Origin of the sequence: Ruegeria spongiae, from assembly GCF_023502395.1 — a bacterium.
GTDB lineage: Bacteria > Pseudomonadota > Alphaproteobacteria > Rhodobacterales > Rhodobacteraceae > Ruegeria_C > Ruegeria_C spongiae.
In genome coordinates, this window is record NZ_JAMFMB010000016.1 from 54,390 (window position 1) to 70,609 (window position 16,220).

The window sequence follows — 16,220 nt, forward strand, 5'->3', positions numbered from 1 at the left end:
GTCACTTCTTCTTGCCGAACCCGCTCAGGCCGGGGGGCAGACCCATGCCGCTACCCATACCAGGCATACCGCCGGGCATCTTGCCGCCCATCGCCTTGGCCGCCTGTTCCAGCGCCTTGGGGTCCATGCCCTGCGCCATGTCCTCGGGCGAGGGGCCGCCTTTGCCGAACATGCCCTTCATGGCCTGTTTCAGCATCTTGCCTTTGCCCATCTTGCCCATTTTCTTCATCATATCCGACATCTGCCGGTGCATCTTGAGCAGCTTGTTGATGTCGCTGACTTCCATGCCCGAACCCGCCGCGATCCGTTTCTTGCGGCTGGCCTGCAACAGCTGCGGATTGGCGCGTTCCTTTTTGGTCATCGACTGGATCACCGCGATCTGCTGGCGCAGCAACTTGTCGTCCAACCCGGCGGCGTCCATCTGTTTGGACATCTTGCCCATGCCCGGCATCATGCCCATGACGCCCTGCATGCCGCCCATCTGGATCATCTGTTCCAGCTGCATCTTCAGGTCGTTCATGTTGAACTGACCCTTCATCATGCGCTTCATCATGCGCTCGGTCTGTTCGACCTCGAGCGTTTCCTGCGCCTTTTCGACCAGCGCCACAATGTCGCCCATGCCCAGGATACGGCCCGCGATCCGGTCTGGCTCGAAGGTTTCGAGCGCGTCCATCTTTTCGCCCAGACCAACAAAGCGGATGGGTTTGCCTGTGACCGCGCGCATGCTGAGCGCCGCGCCGCCGCGCCCGTCGCCATCCATCCGGGTCAGGACCACGCCCGAGATGCCGATCTTGGCGTCGAATTCCTCGGCCACCTCAACGGCGACCTGACCGGTCAGACCATCGACCACCAGCAGGGTTTCACGCGGAGAGACCACGTCGCGGACATCCTCGACCTCCTGCATCAACACTTCGTCGATCTGAAGGCGACCGGCGGTGTCGAGCATATAGACGTCATAGCCGCCCAAGGCAGCCTGCTGCTTGGCGCGTTTGGCGATATCGACCGGTTTCTGACCCGGAACGATGGGCAATGTGTCGACGCCGATCTGATTGCCCAGAACCGCCAGCTGGTCCATCGCCGCCGGGCGATAGACGTCGAGTGAGGCCATCAGGACCTTCTTGCCCTCTTTGTCTTTCAACCGCTTGGCAAGCTTGCCGGTGGTGGTGGTCTTACCGCCGCCCTGCAGGCCGACCATCAGGATCGGTGCGGGTGGGCTGTCGATTTTCAGCGCGCCGGGGTCTTCTTCGCCGCGCAGCACATCGACCAGCGCGTCATGCACGATCTTGACGACCTGCTGGCCCGGCGTGACCGATTTGGTCACCGCCTGCCCGGTGGCTTTGTCCTGCACCTTTTTGACGAATTCACGCGCCACGGGCAGCGAAACATCCGCCTCAAGCAGGGCGACGCGCACCTCGCGCAGGGCGGCCTTCACATCCTCTTCGGACAGAGCGCCCTGTTTGGTCAGCCGGTCAAAGACGCCTGAGAGGCGTTCGGATAGATTTTCAAACATGCCTCGGCCTCCTTAGCCGGTTATCGCGTGGCGCTTCCCAGTTAAGAAGCACCGGTTAAATACACAATTGCCCCCACGGGCGAAACTCGCTGGTGGGGGGCGATCCCTTTGATGAAAGGGACCGGAAGGTTTGACGCTTCCGGATGTTTGGAGGGGCGATACTGGAGATGCTCCTCGTTGTCAACTCAGACACGGGGCTACAGGGCGCTCTTGCCTCTGCGGCCATTTCGTTTCAAGAGCGACATGTCGTCAAAGGAGTATATCATGGACGCCTCATCCACCTTTCAGGACAGCTTGCCGGTCTCATCCGATGCGCTTTTGGCTCAACTGGATGAATGGGGTTTGACCTACCGATTGCATGAACATGTGCCGCTGCGCACCGTGGAGGATGCCAAATCGGTTGAGGGCGATCTACTGGTGCCCGGTGAGGCGGCGCTGCGGATCAAGAACCTCTATTTGCGCGACCGCAAGAAGCGGAACTATCTGGTGACGCTGCAACAGGACCGGGCCATCGAACTCAAGGCGTTGGGCGCAGAGCTGGGGGTCGGCAATCTGTCTTTCGGCTCAGCTGACCGGCTGATGGAGAATCTCGGCATCCGCCCCGGTGCTGTCAGCCCGTTGGCGATGATCACCGGCGTCGGGACCGGCGTGCGGTTTTTTCTGGATCGCGCCGCGCAAGAGGCGGATGTGATCAACATGCACCCGCTGGTCAATGACCGGACTGTTGCCATGCCGCGCGCCGATGTGATGGCGTTCTTTGAGCGCGTGGGGTGCGAGGTCAACTGGCTGCCTTAACCGGTGGCCAACTCCTCCTCCAACGCCAGATCCAGCGCAGCCGCCACATGGGCGGCGGAGGGGTTCACGAAGAGGTGCCCGTCGGCCTCAAAACTCACATCGTCCAGATGATCGGGCCAGGCCAGCGGTAATTCCGTGCAGGCCAGCAGGATCGCTGTTCCGGGTTTGGCGTGGCGATTGCAAAAGCGCAGCAGGCGCTGGCGGGCGGTAACTGATGCGCCGCCATAGAACTCCTCGTCGATCATCGCCTGCATCTCGGCAATCTCGGGATCGGGGAGAGGCGCGTTGGCCGCGATCCCTTGCGTGGACAGCGTTTGCGCATAGTCGCGCGCCTGCATCGTGACACTGGTGCCCAGCACCAGCGCCGATTGCGCGCCGGTGGCTGCGGTGGCCAGAGCCGCGGCGTCGAATATGCTGAGGATCGGGATGGTTACGCCTTTGCGGATCGCGTGCAGCCTTGCATGCGGCGTATTGCTGGCGATCAGCGCGAAGTCGCAGCCCGCGCGTTCCAGATTGCGCAGCGCTTCGCGAAAGACCGCGTCGAACCTGGCCCAGCTTGCCTCGTCTCCGGGCGTGCCGCGCAGGGCGCGGGTTTTGGCCTGGGTGACGGATTCGACGCTCATGGGTGGCACTGGCAGGGGCGATCCCGCGCCGCGTGCAGCAAAGAACCGGCCCGCGCCCTGACAGAGGGCCCGGTAATAATCCACGGTGGAGGCCCATCCGACGCCGCCAACGATCCCGATCTTTTTCATGACGCATCCTTTCCAAGCCGCCCGTCATGGACCTTGGTACTTGACGGGGCGGATTTCCAGTCGAAACCCGCCCCGTCGCGCCGTGAGTGGTAGCGGGGAGGTCAGGCGGCGAGTGTGTCGATCGCGCGATAGGCACTTGCCAGCGCGGCTTCGGGATTGATGGCCATCTGATCGGCCGCGACGATGGCCACATCGGTGATCCCGATGAAGCCGAGAACGTGGCGGGCATAGGTGGTGGCAAAGTCGATGTCGGATCCAACTTCTGTGCCGCCCGAGGCAACGGCCAGCACCGCGCGCTTGCCGTTGAGCAGGCCAATCGGGCCGTCTTGGGTGTGTCTGAAGGTCAGGCCGACCCGGGCGACCAGGTCGAGCCAGGCCTTGAAGGCGGCGGGCACCGAGAAGTTATAGATCGGCAGCCCGATCACAATGGTGTCGGCGCGTTGCAATTCATCGACCAGCGCGTCCGACAGCGACAGCACATCGCGCTGAACCGGGTCACGATCCTCGGCAGGGGTGAAATTTGCGTCGATCCAGTTTTCCGTGATCAGCGGCAGCGGTGCCGACAGATCGCGGCGGATGATCCGGTCGGCACCAAGGGTGCGGACGATCCGGTCGGAGAGCTCACGGGATGTGGACTCCGTCAGGCGGGCGGAGGCGTCGATATGCAGGATGGTCTGGGGCATGTGTCTGGCCTTTGGCATGAGATTGGATATGAGGACTAGATTGGGCATTGCAAATTCGAACGCAACTGTGGAAAATCAACAGGCATTGTTGGAATTTGCACATAGGCGCGAATATGGATAACTGGGACGAGGTGCGGACGGCCTATCAGGTCGCGCGGATGGGAACGGTGAGCGGCGCGGCTGAGGTGCTGGGCGTCCACCATGCGACAGTGATCCGTCATATCGACGCGATCGAGGCGCGGTTGGGTGTCAAACTGTTCCAACGCCACGCGCGCGGCTACACGCCCACCGAAGCGGGCGACGACCTGCTACGTGTGGCGCAGGCCACCGATGATCAGTTCAGCCAGCTGGTCGGCCGTCTGAAAGGCCAGGGCGACGATGTCTCGGGTGAGCTGGTGGTGACCTCGCTTGCGTCGCTGGCCCCGATGCTGGTGCCGACGCTGACCCGGTTCCAGCAGGCCCATCCGGGACTGATCGTGCGCTATCTGACCGGCGACCGGCTGTTTCGGCTGGAATATGGCGAGGCGCATGTGGCAATTCGCGCCGGAACCGCACCGGATCAGCCAGACAATGTAGTGCAGCCATTCATTAGTCAGGATATCGGGCTCTACGCCAGCAAGGGATATATCGCGCGCCACGGCAAACCGGGCGGCATCGCGGATTTTGCGCAGCATTTCTTTGTTGCCAACGATGATGAAAACAGCCGCGCGCCGTTTTCGCGTTGGCTGCGCGAACATACCACGAGTGACAGGATCTCGTTTCGCTGCACCAATGGCTTCACCATGCAAGAGGCCGTGATGGCCGGGGCCGGTATCGGTTTCATGGCCCGGTGGGAGGCAGCGCGCCACCCCGATCTGGTTGAGGTGATGGACCCGCTGCCGGACTGGGCGGGCAAGCTGTGGCTGGTCACCCATGTCGACCTGCACCGCACGACCAAAGTGCAGGCCTTTCTGACCTTCCTCAAATCAGAGGCCGCCGATTGGTGCCCCTGAGTCAAGCGCAGCGCGGCCATCTGGCGATGCTCACCTTCTCGGCGCTGGTCGCGGGCAGCTTCTCGCTGGGGGCGCAGATCGCCAATGAGATTGACCCGGCCGCGCTGAACGCGGTCCGGTTCGCCATTGCAACTGTTCTGATCGGGGTGCTTGTCTGGCGCTTGGGCGGATTGACGCGTGCAGCGGCGCAGGCGCCGTGGCGCTATGTGGTGCTTGGCGGCTTGATGGCGATCTATTTCGTGCTGATGTTCGAAGGCCTCAAGACCGCCAGGCCGGTCAGCGCGGCGGCGGTCTTTACCCTGACGCCGGTGATCTCGGGCGTCGTCGGGTGGCTGTTGCTGCGTCAGATCACGACCCCAAGGATGGCGCTGGCGCTGGCGATTGGAGGCGCGGGCGCGCTTTGGGTCATCTTCCGCGCCGATCTGCGCGCCCTGCTGGGTTTTGATATCGGTCGTGGCGAGATCATCTACTTCTGGGGCTGTATCGCGCATGCGATCTATACGCCGATGATCCGCAAGCTGAACCGGGGTGAGCCAGCGATGGTGTTCACCTTCGGCATGCTGATCGCGGCGACGATCTTGCTGTTTCTCGTGGCATGGTCTGACCTACGGGCGATGGATTGGCAGGCTGTGCGCCCCTTTGCGTGGTGGACGATCCTGTACTTGGCGGTGTTTTCGACCGGGACAAGCTTTGTCCTGACCCAATATGCCGCGCTGCGCCTGCCGGCGACCAAAGTCATGGCTTATACCTATCTGACGCCTAGCTGGGTTCTGCTGTGGGAACTGGCCCAGGGCCGCGGCGCGCCGCCGCTGCTGGTGCTGGGCGGAGTCGCTTTGACCGTTGTCGCGCTGCTGCTGCTTCTGAAAGACGAAGAGCCTGCACAGATCATCCAGCGGCAGACGCCAGAATAGGGGTTCGCCCCTGCAACGCTTCATGCAAGGGTGGCGACGGAATGACCAACAAAGGGCCGAGCGATGCGGATTGAGATACCAGGTCTGATGCTGGGCTTTGCCATGTTGGCGGCCTGCGCGGATGCGTCGCAAGATGCCAGTAGCGAGCATGCCAGCTTGCAGGACAGCTGCGAGGCGATGGTGGCAGCCAAGATCGATGTGCCGCCCAGCGAGGTCAGGGCCGTCTCGACGCAGAAGGTGCCGCATGGCACGCTGATCACGGTCGAGGTGACTGACGTTGCGGCACCTTGGGTATGCGGCGCCGATCCGAGCGGAGTAATCCTCGGCGTTGAATACAGCGCGCCGGGTTCCGCATTCGGTCAGGTGGATTGAGGGCCGCCGGGGCCGTCCCTGTCCGACTGTGTCAGCTCGCGTTCCAGAAACCGCTCGAAGGCGTCCAGATTGACCGGCTCGAACTGGCCGAACCCCTGCATCCAGACCGAGGCCGCGCGCATCGCGTCCGGCTCCAGCTTGCACCATTTCACCCGTCCGCGCTTTTCCTGCGCGATCAGCCCGGCGCGGGTCAGGATCCCGAGATGCTTCGAGATCGCCGCCAGCGACATCTCGAACGGCTCGGCAACGTCACTCACCGCCATGTCATCCTCCAGCAGCATGGCGAGGATGGCGCGGCGGGTCGGGTCGGCAAGCGCCGAGAAGACGGTGTCGAGCGGGTCGGACATGGCCCCTTCCTACTGCGGGTAAAGCGGTTTGACAAATCGCGCCGCTGCGCCACTCTGCCCGGTGGGAGAGAGGGGCGAACATGTCTCTGAAATACTGGATCGTGATCTTTGTCCTCGGCATCGGCTGGGGCATGTCGTTCATGTTCAACGCCATCCTGCTGCGCGAGCTTGGACCGCTGTCTGTCTCGATGGGCCGGGTTGGTTTGGGCGCGCTGGGCTGCTGGATCTATGTGATCGGGGCACGCAAACCGGTGCGGCTGAGCTGGCGGCGTGCACTGGCGTTGCTGGGATTTGGCGCGCTCAGCTATGCAGCGCCTTTTGCGTTCTACGCGCTGGGGCAGCAGCATATCGCGTCAGGCGTGGCGGGGATCGTCAATGCAACCACCCCGGCCTTCACGGTGATCGTGTCGCATTTCTGGCCCGGTAGCGAACGCGCGACCCTGCAAAAAACTCTGGGCGTGATCTGCGGATTTGCGGGCATCGTGCTGTTGTCGCTGCCGGTACTGGGCCGAGGCGCCTCGTCCGAGTTCTGGGCGATCCTGCTGACGGTCTGCGCGCCGATCTGCTACGCCTTCTCGGTCAATATCGCGCGGGCATTCCGGGACATGCAGCCGGTGGTGCTGGTGGCGCTGGCGCTGACCGGCGCGACTCTCGCCATCGCACCTCTGGCGCTCTGGGTCGAAGGCATCCCGGTCATCACTAGGGTTGAGACCTGGGCTTCGCTGGCCTTCATCGGCTTTGTGCTGACTTCGGCCTCGTTCATTGCCTTCTACTGGGCACTGCCCAAGGTGGGGCCGACCAATATCTCGACGGTCACCTTCATTGCGCCGATCTCGGCGCTATTGCTGGGGACCTGGGTGCTGAGTGAGCGGTTCTTGCCCGAGCATCTGCTGGGCATGGCGGCGATTTTCTTGGGACTGCTCCTGATCGATGGGCGCCTCATTCGCTGGCTTGCCCGCTTGGGTCGGGCCTAAAATCAACCAAAAGGTTGAATATGCCAATGGGTGACAACGCCGGGTTCCGGGGTGCGCGCCGGGTAAGAAACGTGACGTGGCGCCCAATTAATTGTGTTTAATAACAATGTCTTGATGTCGAAAAGGGTGCGTCATATCGGTCGTTGACTCTCGGCCCGTCGCCCCTTAGCACCATGACCAAGACGACAAGGGGCAAAACCGTTGACCGAAGACGACCAAAAGCAGCGAATGTCGCAGCTTGAGGCCCGGCTCACAGCGGCGAAAAAGGTGCAGGAACCTGCGCCCCGAACCGACAAGGACTTTTCCCAGGGCGAGTTGGCCTGGCGGATGGTCATCGAATTGACGGCCGGCATCGTGATCGGCTTTGGCATCGGATACGGGTTGGATTACCTGCTGGGAACCATCCCGATTTTCCTGGTGCTGTTTACACTGTTGGGCTTCGCGGGTGGCATCAAGACGATGATGCGCAGCGCGCATGAGGTTCAGGACAAGAAAATGGCCGCCGAGCAAGGCAAAGCGGCTGAAAAAGACGAGAGGGACTAGACGTGGCAAGCGACGCACACGGCGCAGAAGAGGGTGGCCTGGTTTTCCACCCGATGGATCAGTTCATCGTAAAGCCGCTTTTTGGCGATGGTGCGGTTGCCTGGTACACCCCCACCAACATGACCTTGTGGTTGGGTTTTGCCATTCTCGCCGTGATCGCAGTTCTGGTGCTGAGCACTTCCAAACGCGCCATCGTGCCCGGTCGCGGTCAGTCTGTCGCGGAACTGGCTTATGGCTTCATCTACAAGATGGTCGAGGATATCTGCGGCAAGGAAGGGGTGAAATTCTTCCCCTATATCATGACCCTGTTCATGTTCATCGTCTGCGCGAACTTCCTTGGCATGTTGCCGACCGCCTTCACGCCCACCTCGCATTTCGCCGTGACGGCCGTGCTGGCGCTGATGGTGTTCTTCACCGTGACCATTCTGGGCTTTGTCCTTAACGGAACCGCGTTTCTGGGTCTGTTCTGGGTCGCCAGCGCACCGCTGGCGCTGCGCCCGGTTCTGGCGATCATCGAGCTGATTTCCTACTTCGTCCGCCCCGTCAGCCACTCCATTCGTCTGGCAGGCAACGTGATGGCGGGCCACGCGGTGATCAAGGTGTTTGCGGGCTTTGCCGCCATCGCCGTGATCTCGCCGGTTTCCGTTCTGGCAATCACCGCGATGTATGGCCTCGAGGTGCTGGTGTCCTTCATCCAGGCCTATGTCTTTACCATTCTGACCTGTGTGTATCTGAAAGATGCGCTGCATCCGTCGCACTAAGGTCCGATACTCAAACTCGAAACTTCCAAATCGTAAGGAGAACTCTCATGGAAGGCGAACTCTCGCACATCGGCGCAGGCCTGGCAGCAATCGGTTCCGGCGCAGCCGCTATCGGTGTGGGCAACGTGGCAGGCAGCTTCCTGTCCGGCGCTCTGCGCAACCCTTCGGCAGCCGCCAGCCAGACCGCGACCCTGTTCATCGGTATCGCGTTTGCAGAAGCACTGGGCATCTTTGCATTCCTGGTCGCCCTGCTGCTGATGTTCGCCGTCTAAGACCCCGCGAAACACATATCCTTACGGCCGGGCAGGGCGCGACAATCGCGATACTGCCCGGTGTAAGTTCACGTTTCCTCGGAGTACGACATGGCAACTCAGACCCAAGACGCAAGCCACGGCGCGAGCGATGCGGCACATGCCGCAGCTGACAGCGCTCCGGGCATGCCGCAGCTGGCGTTCGAAACATTTCCCAACCAGATTTTCTGGCTGCTGGTCACGCTTGTCGTGATCTACATGATCCTGTCGCGCGTGGCGCTTCCGCGGATCGCAGCAATCCTGGCCGAGCGTCAGGGGACCATCACCAACGATCTGGCAGCCGCCGAAGATCTCAAGGCCAAGGCCGTCGAGGCGGAAGAGGCGTATAACAAGGCGCTGGCCGATGCCCGTGCCGAGGCACAACGCATCGCCGCTGAAGCCCGGGCCGAGATTCAGGTCGGTCTGGACGAGGCAATCGCCAAGGCAGACGCCGAGATTGCCGCCAAGGCCGCCGAGTCGGAAAAGGCCATTGCCGAAATCCGCGCCGGTGCGATTGAAAGCATTCAGGCCGTCGCCACCGATACGGCGGGCGAACTGGTCACCGCATTGGGTGGCAAGGCAGATGCCAAGGCTGTCTCCGGTGCCGTTCAGACCCGGATGAAAGGATAAGCGCCATGCGCAAACTCATCGCTCTTGTCCTGACCGCTGGCGTTGCCAGCCCCGCATTCGCCGCAAGCGGGCCGTTTGTCTCGCTGGGCAACACCGACTTTGTCGTGTTGCTGGCCTTCCTCGTCTTCATTGGCGTGCTGTTCTATTTCAAGGTTCCGTCCCTGATCGGCGGTGCCCTGGACACCCGCGCCGAAGGCATCCAGTCGGAACTGGATGAGGCCCGTGCCCTGCGCGAAGAGGCTCAGACATTGCTGGCCTCGTACGAGCGCAAGCACAAAGAGGTTCAGGGCAAGGCGGATGCCATCGTAGCCGCTGCCAAAGAAGATGCCTCGCTGGCGGCTGAACAGGCCAAGGCAGATCTGGAAAGCTCCATCGCGCGCCGTCTGGCGACCGCGCAGGACCAGATCGCATCGGCCCAGGCTTCGGCTGTGAAAGAGGTTCGCGATCAGGCGATCTCGGTTGCGGTTGCGGCCGCAAGCGAAGTGATCGCCAAGCAGATGACCGCTGCAGAGGCCAACAAGCTGATCGACAACGCCATCGCGGATGTTGGTGCAAAGCTGCACTAACGCGGTTTTTTAGGTATCGCAGGAAATAATGCCCGCCCGTAGACATACGGGCGGGCATTTATGATAAGGCAGGCAGGCAACCGGAGTGGCGCTGCGGATCAACGTTTCGAGTGGTTTGGAATGGTCTAATGGAAGAGACAATGTCGGTATTTTCTGATCCAGCTCCGATTTGCCTGTTTGCATTCAACCGCCCGCAGCATACAAAACGTACACTCGACGCTCTGGCGGCGTCCCCGCTTGCACCCACCACAGAGCTGATCGCCTATATTGATGGTCCCCGGACACCGGAAGAGACCAGCTTAGTCGACGAAGTTGCCGAGATCATCGGAAAACAAACTGGTTTTGCAGCCGTCACGGTGCGTAGACGCGCCGCGAATGCAGGGCTGGCGACATCGATCCAGGAGGGTGTCACCGCGACCATGCAGGCCAGGGGAAGGGCAATCGTTGTCGAAGATGACATCGTGACGTCGCCTGCTTTTCTGACCTACATGAACATTGCGCTGGACCGCTACGAAAACGACAAAAGGGTATGGCACATCGCCGGCTATAACGAGGATCTGCCGGCGCTCCGGGATCGGCCCGGCGCGGTGTTCTGGCGATTCATGAGTTGCTGGGGTTGGGCAAGCTGGGCGGACAGGTGGCAGCATTTCGAACGCGATCCCAAAAAACTGGTCACCGAATTCTCATCCGACGACATTCATCGCTTCAACCTGGACGGGGCCGAGAATTTCTGGAGCCAGGTGCTGGGAAATGTGCGCGGGGAAATCCGAACCTGGGCGGTGTTCTGGTACGCGACGATTTTCAGAAACGGCGGCCTGTGCCTGTCGCCCTATCCATCTTACGCCGAGAACATTGGCTTGGACGGATCGGGCACGCATTGCGGGCCCATGGATATGGTGCGCGATAGGGTACTCAATCAGGACATGACTCCGGAGTTCCCGGATGAAGTCCGGGAAAACCCCGTGGCGCTGCAGGAACTCCGGGTGCATTTCGGCTACAAGCCTCACAAACTGATAAGATTGTGGCGCAAGATTGTGAAGGCAAAGAGGAGACTGCAGAAGTGACCGCTGGCACCATGAGGGACGAGTTTAGCGTCAATCACATCAGCCACAGCAGTGTCGGCGGCGGTGCGGCGACTGCAGCGCACCGGCTACATTCCGCGTTGCTTTCATTGGGTCTGAATTCCCGGATGACCGTTTCCAACAAAACCGATGAAGAGAGGATCTCGACGGTCTCGCCGCACAAAACCTGGCGCCGCTACCTGCAGCGAAAGTGGTCAAAGCACCTGAGCAAGACCTATGCGACAAAGCAGTTCAACGGCCTGTCCTCGCTGGGCTGTGTCACCTCAGGCCTCGGGGAAAAACTGAACCTGCAACCCCGTCAGATCATCAATCTGCATTGGATCAATTACGACATGCTCTCGGTCGCCGAGATCGGCGCATTGCAGCATCCGGTGGTCTGGACGTTGCATGACATGTGGCCGTTTTCGGGGGCCGAGCACATCAGCGAGTTGCACGGGTGGCGTGACGGGTATGCGTCAGTCGAGCATAGGGAGTTTGATTTGAATCGTTGGGTCTGGCAAAAGAAGGCCGAACATTGGAAGCGGCCATTCCAGATCGTCTGCCCCAGCCATTGGCTGGCCGATTGTGTGCGGCAAAGCGCTTTGATGCGGGACTGGCCTGTCACCGTGATCCCGAATCCGATTGATACCGATTTCTGGAAACCCGTCGACAAGGTTCAAGCCCGTGCCGAGCTGTCCTTGCCACAGGACGCGCCATTGGTGCTGTTTGGCGCGGTGCGCGCAACGGATGACCCGAACAAGGGGTTTGCGCATCTTGTCGCAGCTATGAACCGGGTCCATTCCGAGATTCCCGAAGTGCAGGCGGTTGTGTTTGGCAGCGACAAGGTCGATGCCGAATTTCCCTACCCGGTGCATTTCATGGGGCGGGTAAGCGACAATCGCCTTTTGAACCGAATTTATTCGGCTGCGGATGTTTTTGCCCTGCCGTCACGGCGGGAGGTGCTGGGGTATACGGGGATGGAGGCCATGTGCAGCGGTGTACCGGTCGCAGCGTTCAAAGTGGGTGGATTGCCCGATCTTGTCCCCGATCCCGAACTCGGCCATCTGGCGCGCCCTTTTGACGAAGCCGATCTGGCGCGCGGTATCATCGAGATCCTGAACAGCCGGAACACCGATTTCGCCCGGCAACGGACGACGAAGCTTCGTGCGCATGTCGCGGCGAAGTTCGGATCACAGGTTGTTGCCGAACAGTATCGAAGAATTTATGAACAGGTCTGGCAAGCCCTCTGATCGTATTGCCGGGCGTGTCGCTGCCCGCGCTTGGGTTTTGCCAATCGTGGACTGATCGCGACGCGGGTGTATCTTTGACCTGTGCCGGTCGGCAGCCATCGTTCGATGGGATGATCGGGAAAATCTGATGAGATAGGAATGGAAATGACATTGCCCAAGATAAGCCTGGTCATACCGAACTTGAATTGCGCCGGGTTTATTGAGGACACGATCAAATCGGTTCTGGATCAATCTTATCCAAACCTCGAGCTTATCCTTTCAGATGGCGGCAGCACGGACGGATCGCTCGATATTGTAGCACGCTATCGCGACGCGTTTGCGCACATTATTTCCGGTCCTGATACGGGGCAGGCCAATGCGGTGAACAAGGGGTTCGCTCTGGCGACCGGAGACGTCATGGGATGGATCAACTCAGATGATGTGCTGATGCCCGGTGGGCTTGGAATTGTCGGATCGCTGTTTGCACTCAACCCGGATCTGCCTTGGCTGACCGGTAAAATGACCAGCATTGATGAAAACGGTCAGGTTCTGAACAGCCATCGCCCCAGACCGGTTTCGCATGCCCGCTTTCTGGCCGGCGATTATCAATGGATTCAACAGGAATCGACTTATTGGCGGCGCGCGCTTTGGGACCGCACCGGTGGCGGGTTGGACGAGTCTCTGAGACTGGCAGTGGACGGCGAGCTTTGGCTACGCTTCTCACGTCACGCCGGTCTGGTTCCCGTGCATGAACAGATCGGCGCCTTCCGGTTTCGCAAGGGGCAGCGCTCGGAAGCGATGGATGCCTATCACGCTGAGATGCTGCAGGTGATCGACCGGGAGCGGCAGCAAGATGTTGGCACTGATGACCTGACACGGCAGATACTGGAGGCCCCCTTATCCTTGCGGTCCAGAAAGGAAGCGGATCTCACTTTTCCCAACTTGCGTCGCCACGATCCCAAATCGTTGAAACGACCTCAGTTGTGGAGGCATAAGCTAAGGCGGCGTTTGCACGGTGTTTGATTGGGGTTCGTCCCAATTGCACCGACCGGGTATTTGGGCGAAACCAGTTGGCAAACCTAAACCGATGAGATCGCGACTGCGATGGCCTCACACCTGGATTCGCGAAAAAAGGCGGCTGACAGGCTTGTAACATGTCCGGCCTGGCTCAGCCCCGCCTGGCCTCATGCTCCAGCTTCTGTCGGGCAATGGCCTCGTTGCGGTCGGCCTTTCTCTGATCGGACAGGCATTGTTCGACATAGCTCAGATGCGCCTCGACGGCAGCGCGGGCCGTGCCGGGGTCGCGTGCCTGCAAGGCGGCGTTGATCGCCCGGTGTTGATCCAGCAACGCGCTGCGGGTGGTGCGCTGGCGGAACATGATCTGTCGGTTGTAAAAAACACCCTGGCGCAGCAGGTCGAACATCGACCGCATCATGTGCAGCATGACAACGTTATGGCTGGCCTCGATAATCGCCATGTGGAATTGCGCATCTAGCTTTGCCTCGGCCTCGGCGTCGCATGTCTCCTGCGCGGTCTCCATCTTGTCGAACACCGTCTGGATCACCTTCAGATCGCTGTCCGACCCCAGCCGCGCGGCGCGCTCCGCCGCCAGCCCCTCCAGATCGCGCCGGAAGGCGAGATAGTCGAAGACCGCCTCGTCATGGGTGGCGAACAGCCGCGTCAGCGCCGGGGAAAAGGCCGATCCCAGAACCTCGGCCACGTAGATGCCCGATCCGGCCCTGCTGGTCAGCAGGCCCATCTCCTGCAGCTCCGCCACCGCTTCGCGCAGCGACGGGCGTGAAACGCCCAGCCGCTCGGACAATTCGCGCTCGGCAGGCAGGCGCTCTCCGGGCCGCAGGATGCCGCGCAGGATCAGCAGCTCGATTTGACGCACCACAGAGGTCGAGAGCTTTTCGGGGTGAACTTTTTGAAACGGCATCGGCATCTCGGCTCAAATTGGTCAATCGACATGACCACATCCCGAAGGTCATCGCAAGCGTGGTGGGTCACGAAAACCTGTAACAATAGGTCAGCATTGTTGACTTTATGTTCAGCCCTGCTCAAATTCCCCACTGCAGAGGAAAGGACGAGGGAGCGATGGTCGAGCATATGATGGCCAGCCGAATGGCCGGGATGAAAGCATCCGAGATCAGGGAATTGCTGAAACTGCTGGATCAGCCCGGCATCATCTCTTTTGCGGGCGGCATCCCCGATCCCGCCCTGTTTCCCGCCGCAGACTTTGCCGAGGCAACAGCCGAGGCGCTGAGCGACGCAAACTGCGCGCAGGCTCTGCAATATTCTGTCAGCGAGGGGTACCTGCCCTTGCGCCGTTGGATCGCACGGCACATGGCCGGGCTGGGCATCGCGTGCGCGCCGGATCAGGTGATGATCACCTCGGGCTCGCAGCAGGCGCTCGACTATCTGGGCAAGATGTTCCTGTCGCCGGGCGACACTGCCCTTGTCGGCTGGCCCACCTATCTGGGCGCGCTGGCGGCGTTCAACGCTTATGAGCCGCATTACGAACAGCTGAATCTGAATGGCAACCGAGCGGCGGAGGATTACCGGGCAGCGGCGCAGGCGGCGGGCGGGCAGGTCAAGTTCGCCTATCTCTCGGCCGATTTCGCCAATCCCACCGGGGAAACCGTCGACCGGGCCGGACGTGAGCGGCTGCTGAAGCTGGCCGACGCGCTCGATTGTCCGATCCTAGAGGATGCCGCCTATCAGGCGCTGCGCTATGATGGCGTGCCGGTGCCGCCAATCCTGGCGCTGGAACTGGCGCAAAAGGGCGACCTGGATGCCTGCCGCACGATCTATTGCGGGAGTTTCTCGAAAACGCTCTCTCCGGGGTTGCGGCTGGGATGGGTCGTCGCGGCGCGGCCGGTTATCTCGAAGCTGGTGCTGCTGAAGCAGGCCTCGGACCTGCATACTGCGACACTGAACCAGATGGTGGTCTGTGCCGTGGCCGAGCGCGCCTTTTACAGCCATGTGGCCCGCCTGCGCGATATTTATGGGCGGCGGCGCGACCGTATGCTGGCGGCGCTGGCGGAACATATGCCAGAGGGCGTGACCTGGACACGGCCCGAAGGCGGCATGTTCATCTGGGTCACGCTGCCGCCGCATCTGGATGGTGCCACCCTGCTGGCGCAGGCGATCGACACCGCCAGACTGGCCTTTGTGCCGGGGCAGGCCTTCTTTGCCGATGGCAGCGGCGGCAACACCCTGCGGCTGGCGTTTTCCTGCGCCGATGAGGCGGCGACCGACGAGGGTATCCGCCGTCTGGGCGTGCTGCTGCACACACAGATCTGATGGCGGGACTCATCCTTTGTTAACCGCGATCATGCGAGCTTGCCAACATGTGGCGTTCCCTATTGCCTTTCGCGCTCGCGGCCTGCAGCACCGCCAGCCCCGAGTTTCGTGGCGCTCCGGTTACCCGGGTCGATGTTGGTGGCAGCGTCTTTGATGTGCGCGTGCGTGGCAGTCTGGCCGAAGCGGTGCGCCGCAACCCGCAATATGCCCCGCGCCTCGGTCCAATCGGACCGCGTGCGGGCGCCGCAATGGCGCGGGTTTCGGGGTGCGAGGTTGTCGGGGTTCTGGGCGATCAGGCAGTGATGACCGGCGTGCTGGATTGCGACCGCAGGCCGAAAGACTGGGCCATGCCAGCCGTCGCGGGGCCGGGCGAAGGGTCAGGCAGGGGCAGATAGGCCCTGATGCCCAGATGTTGTGGATAACTGCGCCAACGCGCCCATATAGGGCGTCTGCTCCGTTGACTTGCGGTGTTTGCGGGCGCAGTCTCGGATGAGACAG

At 61.3% G+C, this 16,220-nt stretch carries 20 protein-coding genes; 15 read left to right on the forward strand and 5 right to left on the reverse strand.

Annotated features, from left to right (window positions below; genetic code table 11):
• Nucleotide 1 precedes the first annotated feature (1 nt).
• Nucleotides 2–1,510, reverse strand: coding sequence for a signal recognition particle protein (gene ffh, locus M3P21_RS13440; RefSeq protein ID WP_249710598.1), 1,509 nt, complete (start codon nucleotides 1,508–1,510; stop codon nucleotides 2–4).
• Nucleotides 1,511–1,774: 264 nt separating this feature from the next.
• On the opposite strand from ffh, the gene M3P21_RS13445 reads away from it, so the two are divergent.
• Nucleotides 1,775–2,305, forward strand: coding sequence for a prolyl-tRNA synthetase associated domain-containing protein (locus tag M3P21_RS13445; protein WP_249710600.1), 531 nt, complete (start codon nucleotides 1,775–1,777; stop codon nucleotides 2,303–2,305).
• Here the strand turns inward: M3P21_RS13445 and M3P21_RS13450 are convergent.
• Complete coding sequence (locus tag M3P21_RS13450; RefSeq protein ID WP_249710602.1) at nucleotides 2,302–3,057, reverse strand: aspartate/glutamate racemase family protein; 756 nt, start codon at nucleotides 3,055–3,057, stop codon at nucleotides 2,302–2,304. The two genes, M3P21_RS13445 and M3P21_RS13450, sit on opposite strands and share 4 nt — an antisense overlap.
• Before the next feature lie 101 nt (nucleotides 3,058–3,158).
• The gene (locus M3P21_RS13455) at nucleotides 3,159–3,740 is read right to left on the reverse strand and encodes an FMN-dependent NADH-azoreductase (RefSeq protein ID WP_249710604.1); all 582 of its coding nucleotides are present in this window, start codon (nucleotides 3,738–3,740) and stop codon (nucleotides 3,159–3,161) included.
• 113 nt (nucleotides 3,741–3,853) lie between these two features.
• Here M3P21_RS13455 and M3P21_RS13460 point away from each other — a divergent pair, with 113 nt between their 5' ends.
• The 3 genes from M3P21_RS13460 to M3P21_RS13470 all read left to right on the forward strand — a co-directional run bounded on the left by M3P21_RS13460 (nucleotide 3,854) and on the right by M3P21_RS13470 (nucleotide 6,015).
• Complete coding sequence (locus tag M3P21_RS13460; protein ID WP_249710606.1) at nucleotides 3,854–4,732, forward strand: LysR family transcriptional regulator; 879 nt, start codon at nucleotides 3,854–3,856, stop codon at nucleotides 4,730–4,732.
• Nucleotides 4,729–5,643 carry a DMT family transporter gene (locus M3P21_RS13465; RefSeq protein ID WP_283780975.1) on the forward strand — a complete coding sequence of 305 codons (915 nt, stop codon included), beginning with the start codon at nucleotides 4,729–4,731 and terminating at the stop codon, nucleotides 5,641–5,643. Before M3P21_RS13460 ends, M3P21_RS13465 begins: the two co-directional genes overlap by 4 nt.
• 63 nt (nucleotides 5,644–5,706) lie before the next feature.
• Nucleotides 5,707–6,015 carry a hypothetical protein gene (locus M3P21_RS13470; RefSeq protein WP_249710607.1) on the forward strand — a complete coding sequence of 103 codons (309 nt, stop codon included), beginning with the start codon at nucleotides 5,707–5,709 and terminating at the stop codon, nucleotides 6,013–6,015.
• On the opposite strand, the gene M3P21_RS13475 is transcribed toward M3P21_RS13470, so the two are convergent.
• Entirely contained in the window at nucleotides 6,003–6,362 is a 360-nt protein-coding gene (locus M3P21_RS13475) for an ArsR/SmtB family transcription factor (protein WP_249710608.1), read from the reverse strand. The two genes, M3P21_RS13470 and M3P21_RS13475, sit on opposite strands and share 13 nt — an antisense overlap.
• A gap of 80 nt (nucleotides 6,363–6,442) precedes the next feature.
• On the opposite strand from M3P21_RS13475, the gene M3P21_RS13480 reads away from it, so the two are divergent.
• The 9 genes from M3P21_RS13480 (at nucleotide 6,443) to M3P21_RS13520 (ending at nucleotide 13,439) form a co-directional block, all read left to right on the forward strand.
• Nucleotides 6,443–7,336, forward strand: a complete 894-nt coding sequence (locus M3P21_RS13480; protein ID WP_249710609.1) for a DMT family transporter — start codon at nucleotides 6,443–6,445, stop codon at nucleotides 7,334–7,336.
• Between the two features lie 201 nt (nucleotides 7,337–7,537).
• Nucleotides 7,538–7,879 carry an AtpZ/AtpI family protein gene (locus M3P21_RS13485; RefSeq protein ID WP_249710610.1) on the forward strand — a complete coding sequence of 114 codons (342 nt, stop codon included), beginning with the start codon at nucleotides 7,538–7,540 and terminating at the stop codon, nucleotides 7,877–7,879.
• Nucleotides 7,880–7,932: 53 nt separating this feature from the next.
• Entirely contained in the window at nucleotides 7,933–8,640 is a 708-nt protein-coding gene (locus M3P21_RS13490; protein ID WP_283780976.1) for a F0F1 ATP synthase subunit A, read from the forward strand.
• Nucleotides 8,641–8,687: 47 nt separating this feature from the next.
• Nucleotides 8,688–8,912 carry a F0F1 ATP synthase subunit C gene (locus tag M3P21_RS13495; RefSeq protein WP_249710612.1) on the forward strand — a complete coding sequence of 75 codons (225 nt, stop codon included), beginning with the start codon at nucleotides 8,688–8,690 and terminating at the stop codon, nucleotides 8,910–8,912.
• A 90-nt stretch (nucleotides 8,913–9,002) separates the two neighbouring features.
• Nucleotides 9,003–9,560: a F0F1 ATP synthase subunit B' gene (locus tag M3P21_RS13500; protein ID WP_249710613.1), complete on the forward strand. Its 558-nt coding sequence runs from the start codon at nucleotides 9,003–9,005 to the stop codon at nucleotides 9,558–9,560.
• A gap of 5 nt (nucleotides 9,561–9,565) precedes the next feature.
• Nucleotides 9,566–10,126, forward strand: coding sequence for a F0F1 ATP synthase subunit B (locus M3P21_RS13505; protein WP_249710614.1), 561 nt, complete (start codon nucleotides 9,566–9,568; stop codon nucleotides 10,124–10,126).
• 128 nt (nucleotides 10,127–10,254) lie between these two features.
• The gene (locus M3P21_RS13510) at nucleotides 10,255–11,190 is read left to right on the forward strand and encodes a glycosyltransferase family protein (RefSeq protein WP_249710616.1); all 936 of its coding nucleotides are present in this window, start codon (nucleotides 10,255–10,257) and stop codon (nucleotides 11,188–11,190) included.
• Nucleotides 11,191–11,315: 125 nt separating this feature from the next.
• Nucleotides 11,316–12,437, forward strand: a complete 1,122-nt coding sequence (locus tag M3P21_RS13515) for a glycosyltransferase (protein WP_373320012.1) — start codon at nucleotides 11,316–11,318, stop codon at nucleotides 12,435–12,437.
• A gap of 138 nt (nucleotides 12,438–12,575) precedes the next feature.
• Nucleotides 12,576–13,439: a glycosyltransferase family 2 protein gene (locus M3P21_RS13520; RefSeq protein WP_249710617.1), complete on the forward strand. Its 864-nt coding sequence runs from the start codon at nucleotides 12,576–12,578 to the stop codon at nucleotides 13,437–13,439.
• Nucleotides 13,440–13,584: 145 nt separating this feature from the next.
• Here M3P21_RS13520 and M3P21_RS13525 read toward each other — a convergent pair whose 3' ends face one another.
• Nucleotides 13,585–14,355, reverse strand: coding sequence for an FCD domain-containing protein (locus M3P21_RS13525; RefSeq protein WP_249710618.1), 771 nt, complete (start codon nucleotides 14,353–14,355; stop codon nucleotides 13,585–13,587).
• A 158-nt stretch (nucleotides 14,356–14,513) separates the two neighbouring features.
• On the opposite strand from M3P21_RS13525, the gene M3P21_RS13530 reads away from it, so the two are divergent.
• Complete coding sequence (locus M3P21_RS13530) at nucleotides 14,514–15,722, forward strand: aminotransferase-like domain-containing protein (RefSeq protein ID WP_249710619.1); 1,209 nt, start codon at nucleotides 14,514–14,516, stop codon at nucleotides 15,720–15,722.
• A 47-nt stretch (nucleotides 15,723–15,769) separates the two neighbouring features.
• Complete coding sequence (locus tag M3P21_RS13535) at nucleotides 15,770–16,117, forward strand: hypothetical protein (RefSeq protein WP_249710620.1); 348 nt, start codon at nucleotides 15,770–15,772, stop codon at nucleotides 16,115–16,117.
• Nucleotides 16,118–16,220: the final 103 nt, after the last annotated feature.

Coding starts and splice junctions, on each gene's coding strand:
- M3P21_RS13535 (WP_249710620.1), top strand. CDS start 15,770: ATGTGGCGTTCCCTATTGCCTTTCGCGCTCGCGGCCTGCAGCACCGCC.
- M3P21_RS13500 (WP_249710613.1), top strand. CDS start 9,003: ATGGCAACTCAGACCCAAGACGCAAGCCACGGCGCGAGCGATGCGGCA.
- M3P21_RS13450 (WP_249710602.1), bottom strand. CDS start 3,057: ATGAAAAAGATCGGGATCGTTGGCGGCGTCGGATGGGCCTCCACCGTG.
- M3P21_RS13455 (WP_249710604.1), bottom strand. CDS start 3,740: ATGCCCCAGACCATCCTGCATATCGACGCCTCCGCCCGCCTGACGGAG.
- ffh (WP_249710598.1), bottom strand. CDS start 1,510: ATGTTTGAAAATCTATCCGAACGCCTCTCAGGCGTCTTTGACCGGCTG.
- M3P21_RS13495 (WP_249710612.1), top strand. CDS start 8,688: ATGGAAGGCGAACTCTCGCACATCGGCGCAGGCCTGGCAGCAATCGGT.
- M3P21_RS13505 (WP_249710614.1), top strand. CDS start 9,566: ATGCGCAAACTCATCGCTCTTGTCCTGACCGCTGGCGTTGCCAGCCCC.
- M3P21_RS13520 (WP_249710617.1), top strand. CDS start 12,576: ATGGAAATGACATTGCCCAAGATAAGCCTGGTCATACCGAACTTGAAT.
- M3P21_RS13480 (WP_249710609.1), top strand. CDS start 6,443: ATGTCTCTGAAATACTGGATCGTGATCTTTGTCCTCGGCATCGGCTGG.
- M3P21_RS13475 (WP_249710608.1), bottom strand. CDS start 6,362: ATGTCCGACCCGCTCGACACCGTCTTCTCGGCGCTTGCCGACCCGACC.
- M3P21_RS13515 (WP_373320012.1), top strand. CDS start 11,316: ATGACCGTTTCCAACAAAACCGATGAAGAGAGGATCTCGACGGTCTCG.
- M3P21_RS13490 (WP_283780976.1), top strand. CDS start 7,933: ATGGATCAGTTCATCGTAAAGCCGCTTTTTGGCGATGGTGCGGTTGCC.
- M3P21_RS13460 (WP_249710606.1), top strand. CDS start 3,854: ATGGATAACTGGGACGAGGTGCGGACGGCCTATCAGGTCGCGCGGATG.
- M3P21_RS13525 (WP_249710618.1), bottom strand. CDS start 14,355: ATGCCGTTTCAAAAAGTTCACCCCGAAAAGCTCTCGACCTCTGTGGTG.
- M3P21_RS13510 (WP_249710616.1), top strand. CDS start 10,255: ATGGAAGAGACAATGTCGGTATTTTCTGATCCAGCTCCGATTTGCCTG.
- M3P21_RS13445 (WP_249710600.1), top strand. CDS start 1,775: ATGGACGCCTCATCCACCTTTCAGGACAGCTTGCCGGTCTCATCCGAT.
- M3P21_RS13470 (WP_249710607.1), top strand. CDS start 5,707: ATGCGGATTGAGATACCAGGTCTGATGCTGGGCTTTGCCATGTTGGCG.
- M3P21_RS13530 (WP_249710619.1), top strand. CDS start 14,514: ATGGTCGAGCATATGATGGCCAGCCGAATGGCCGGGATGAAAGCATCC.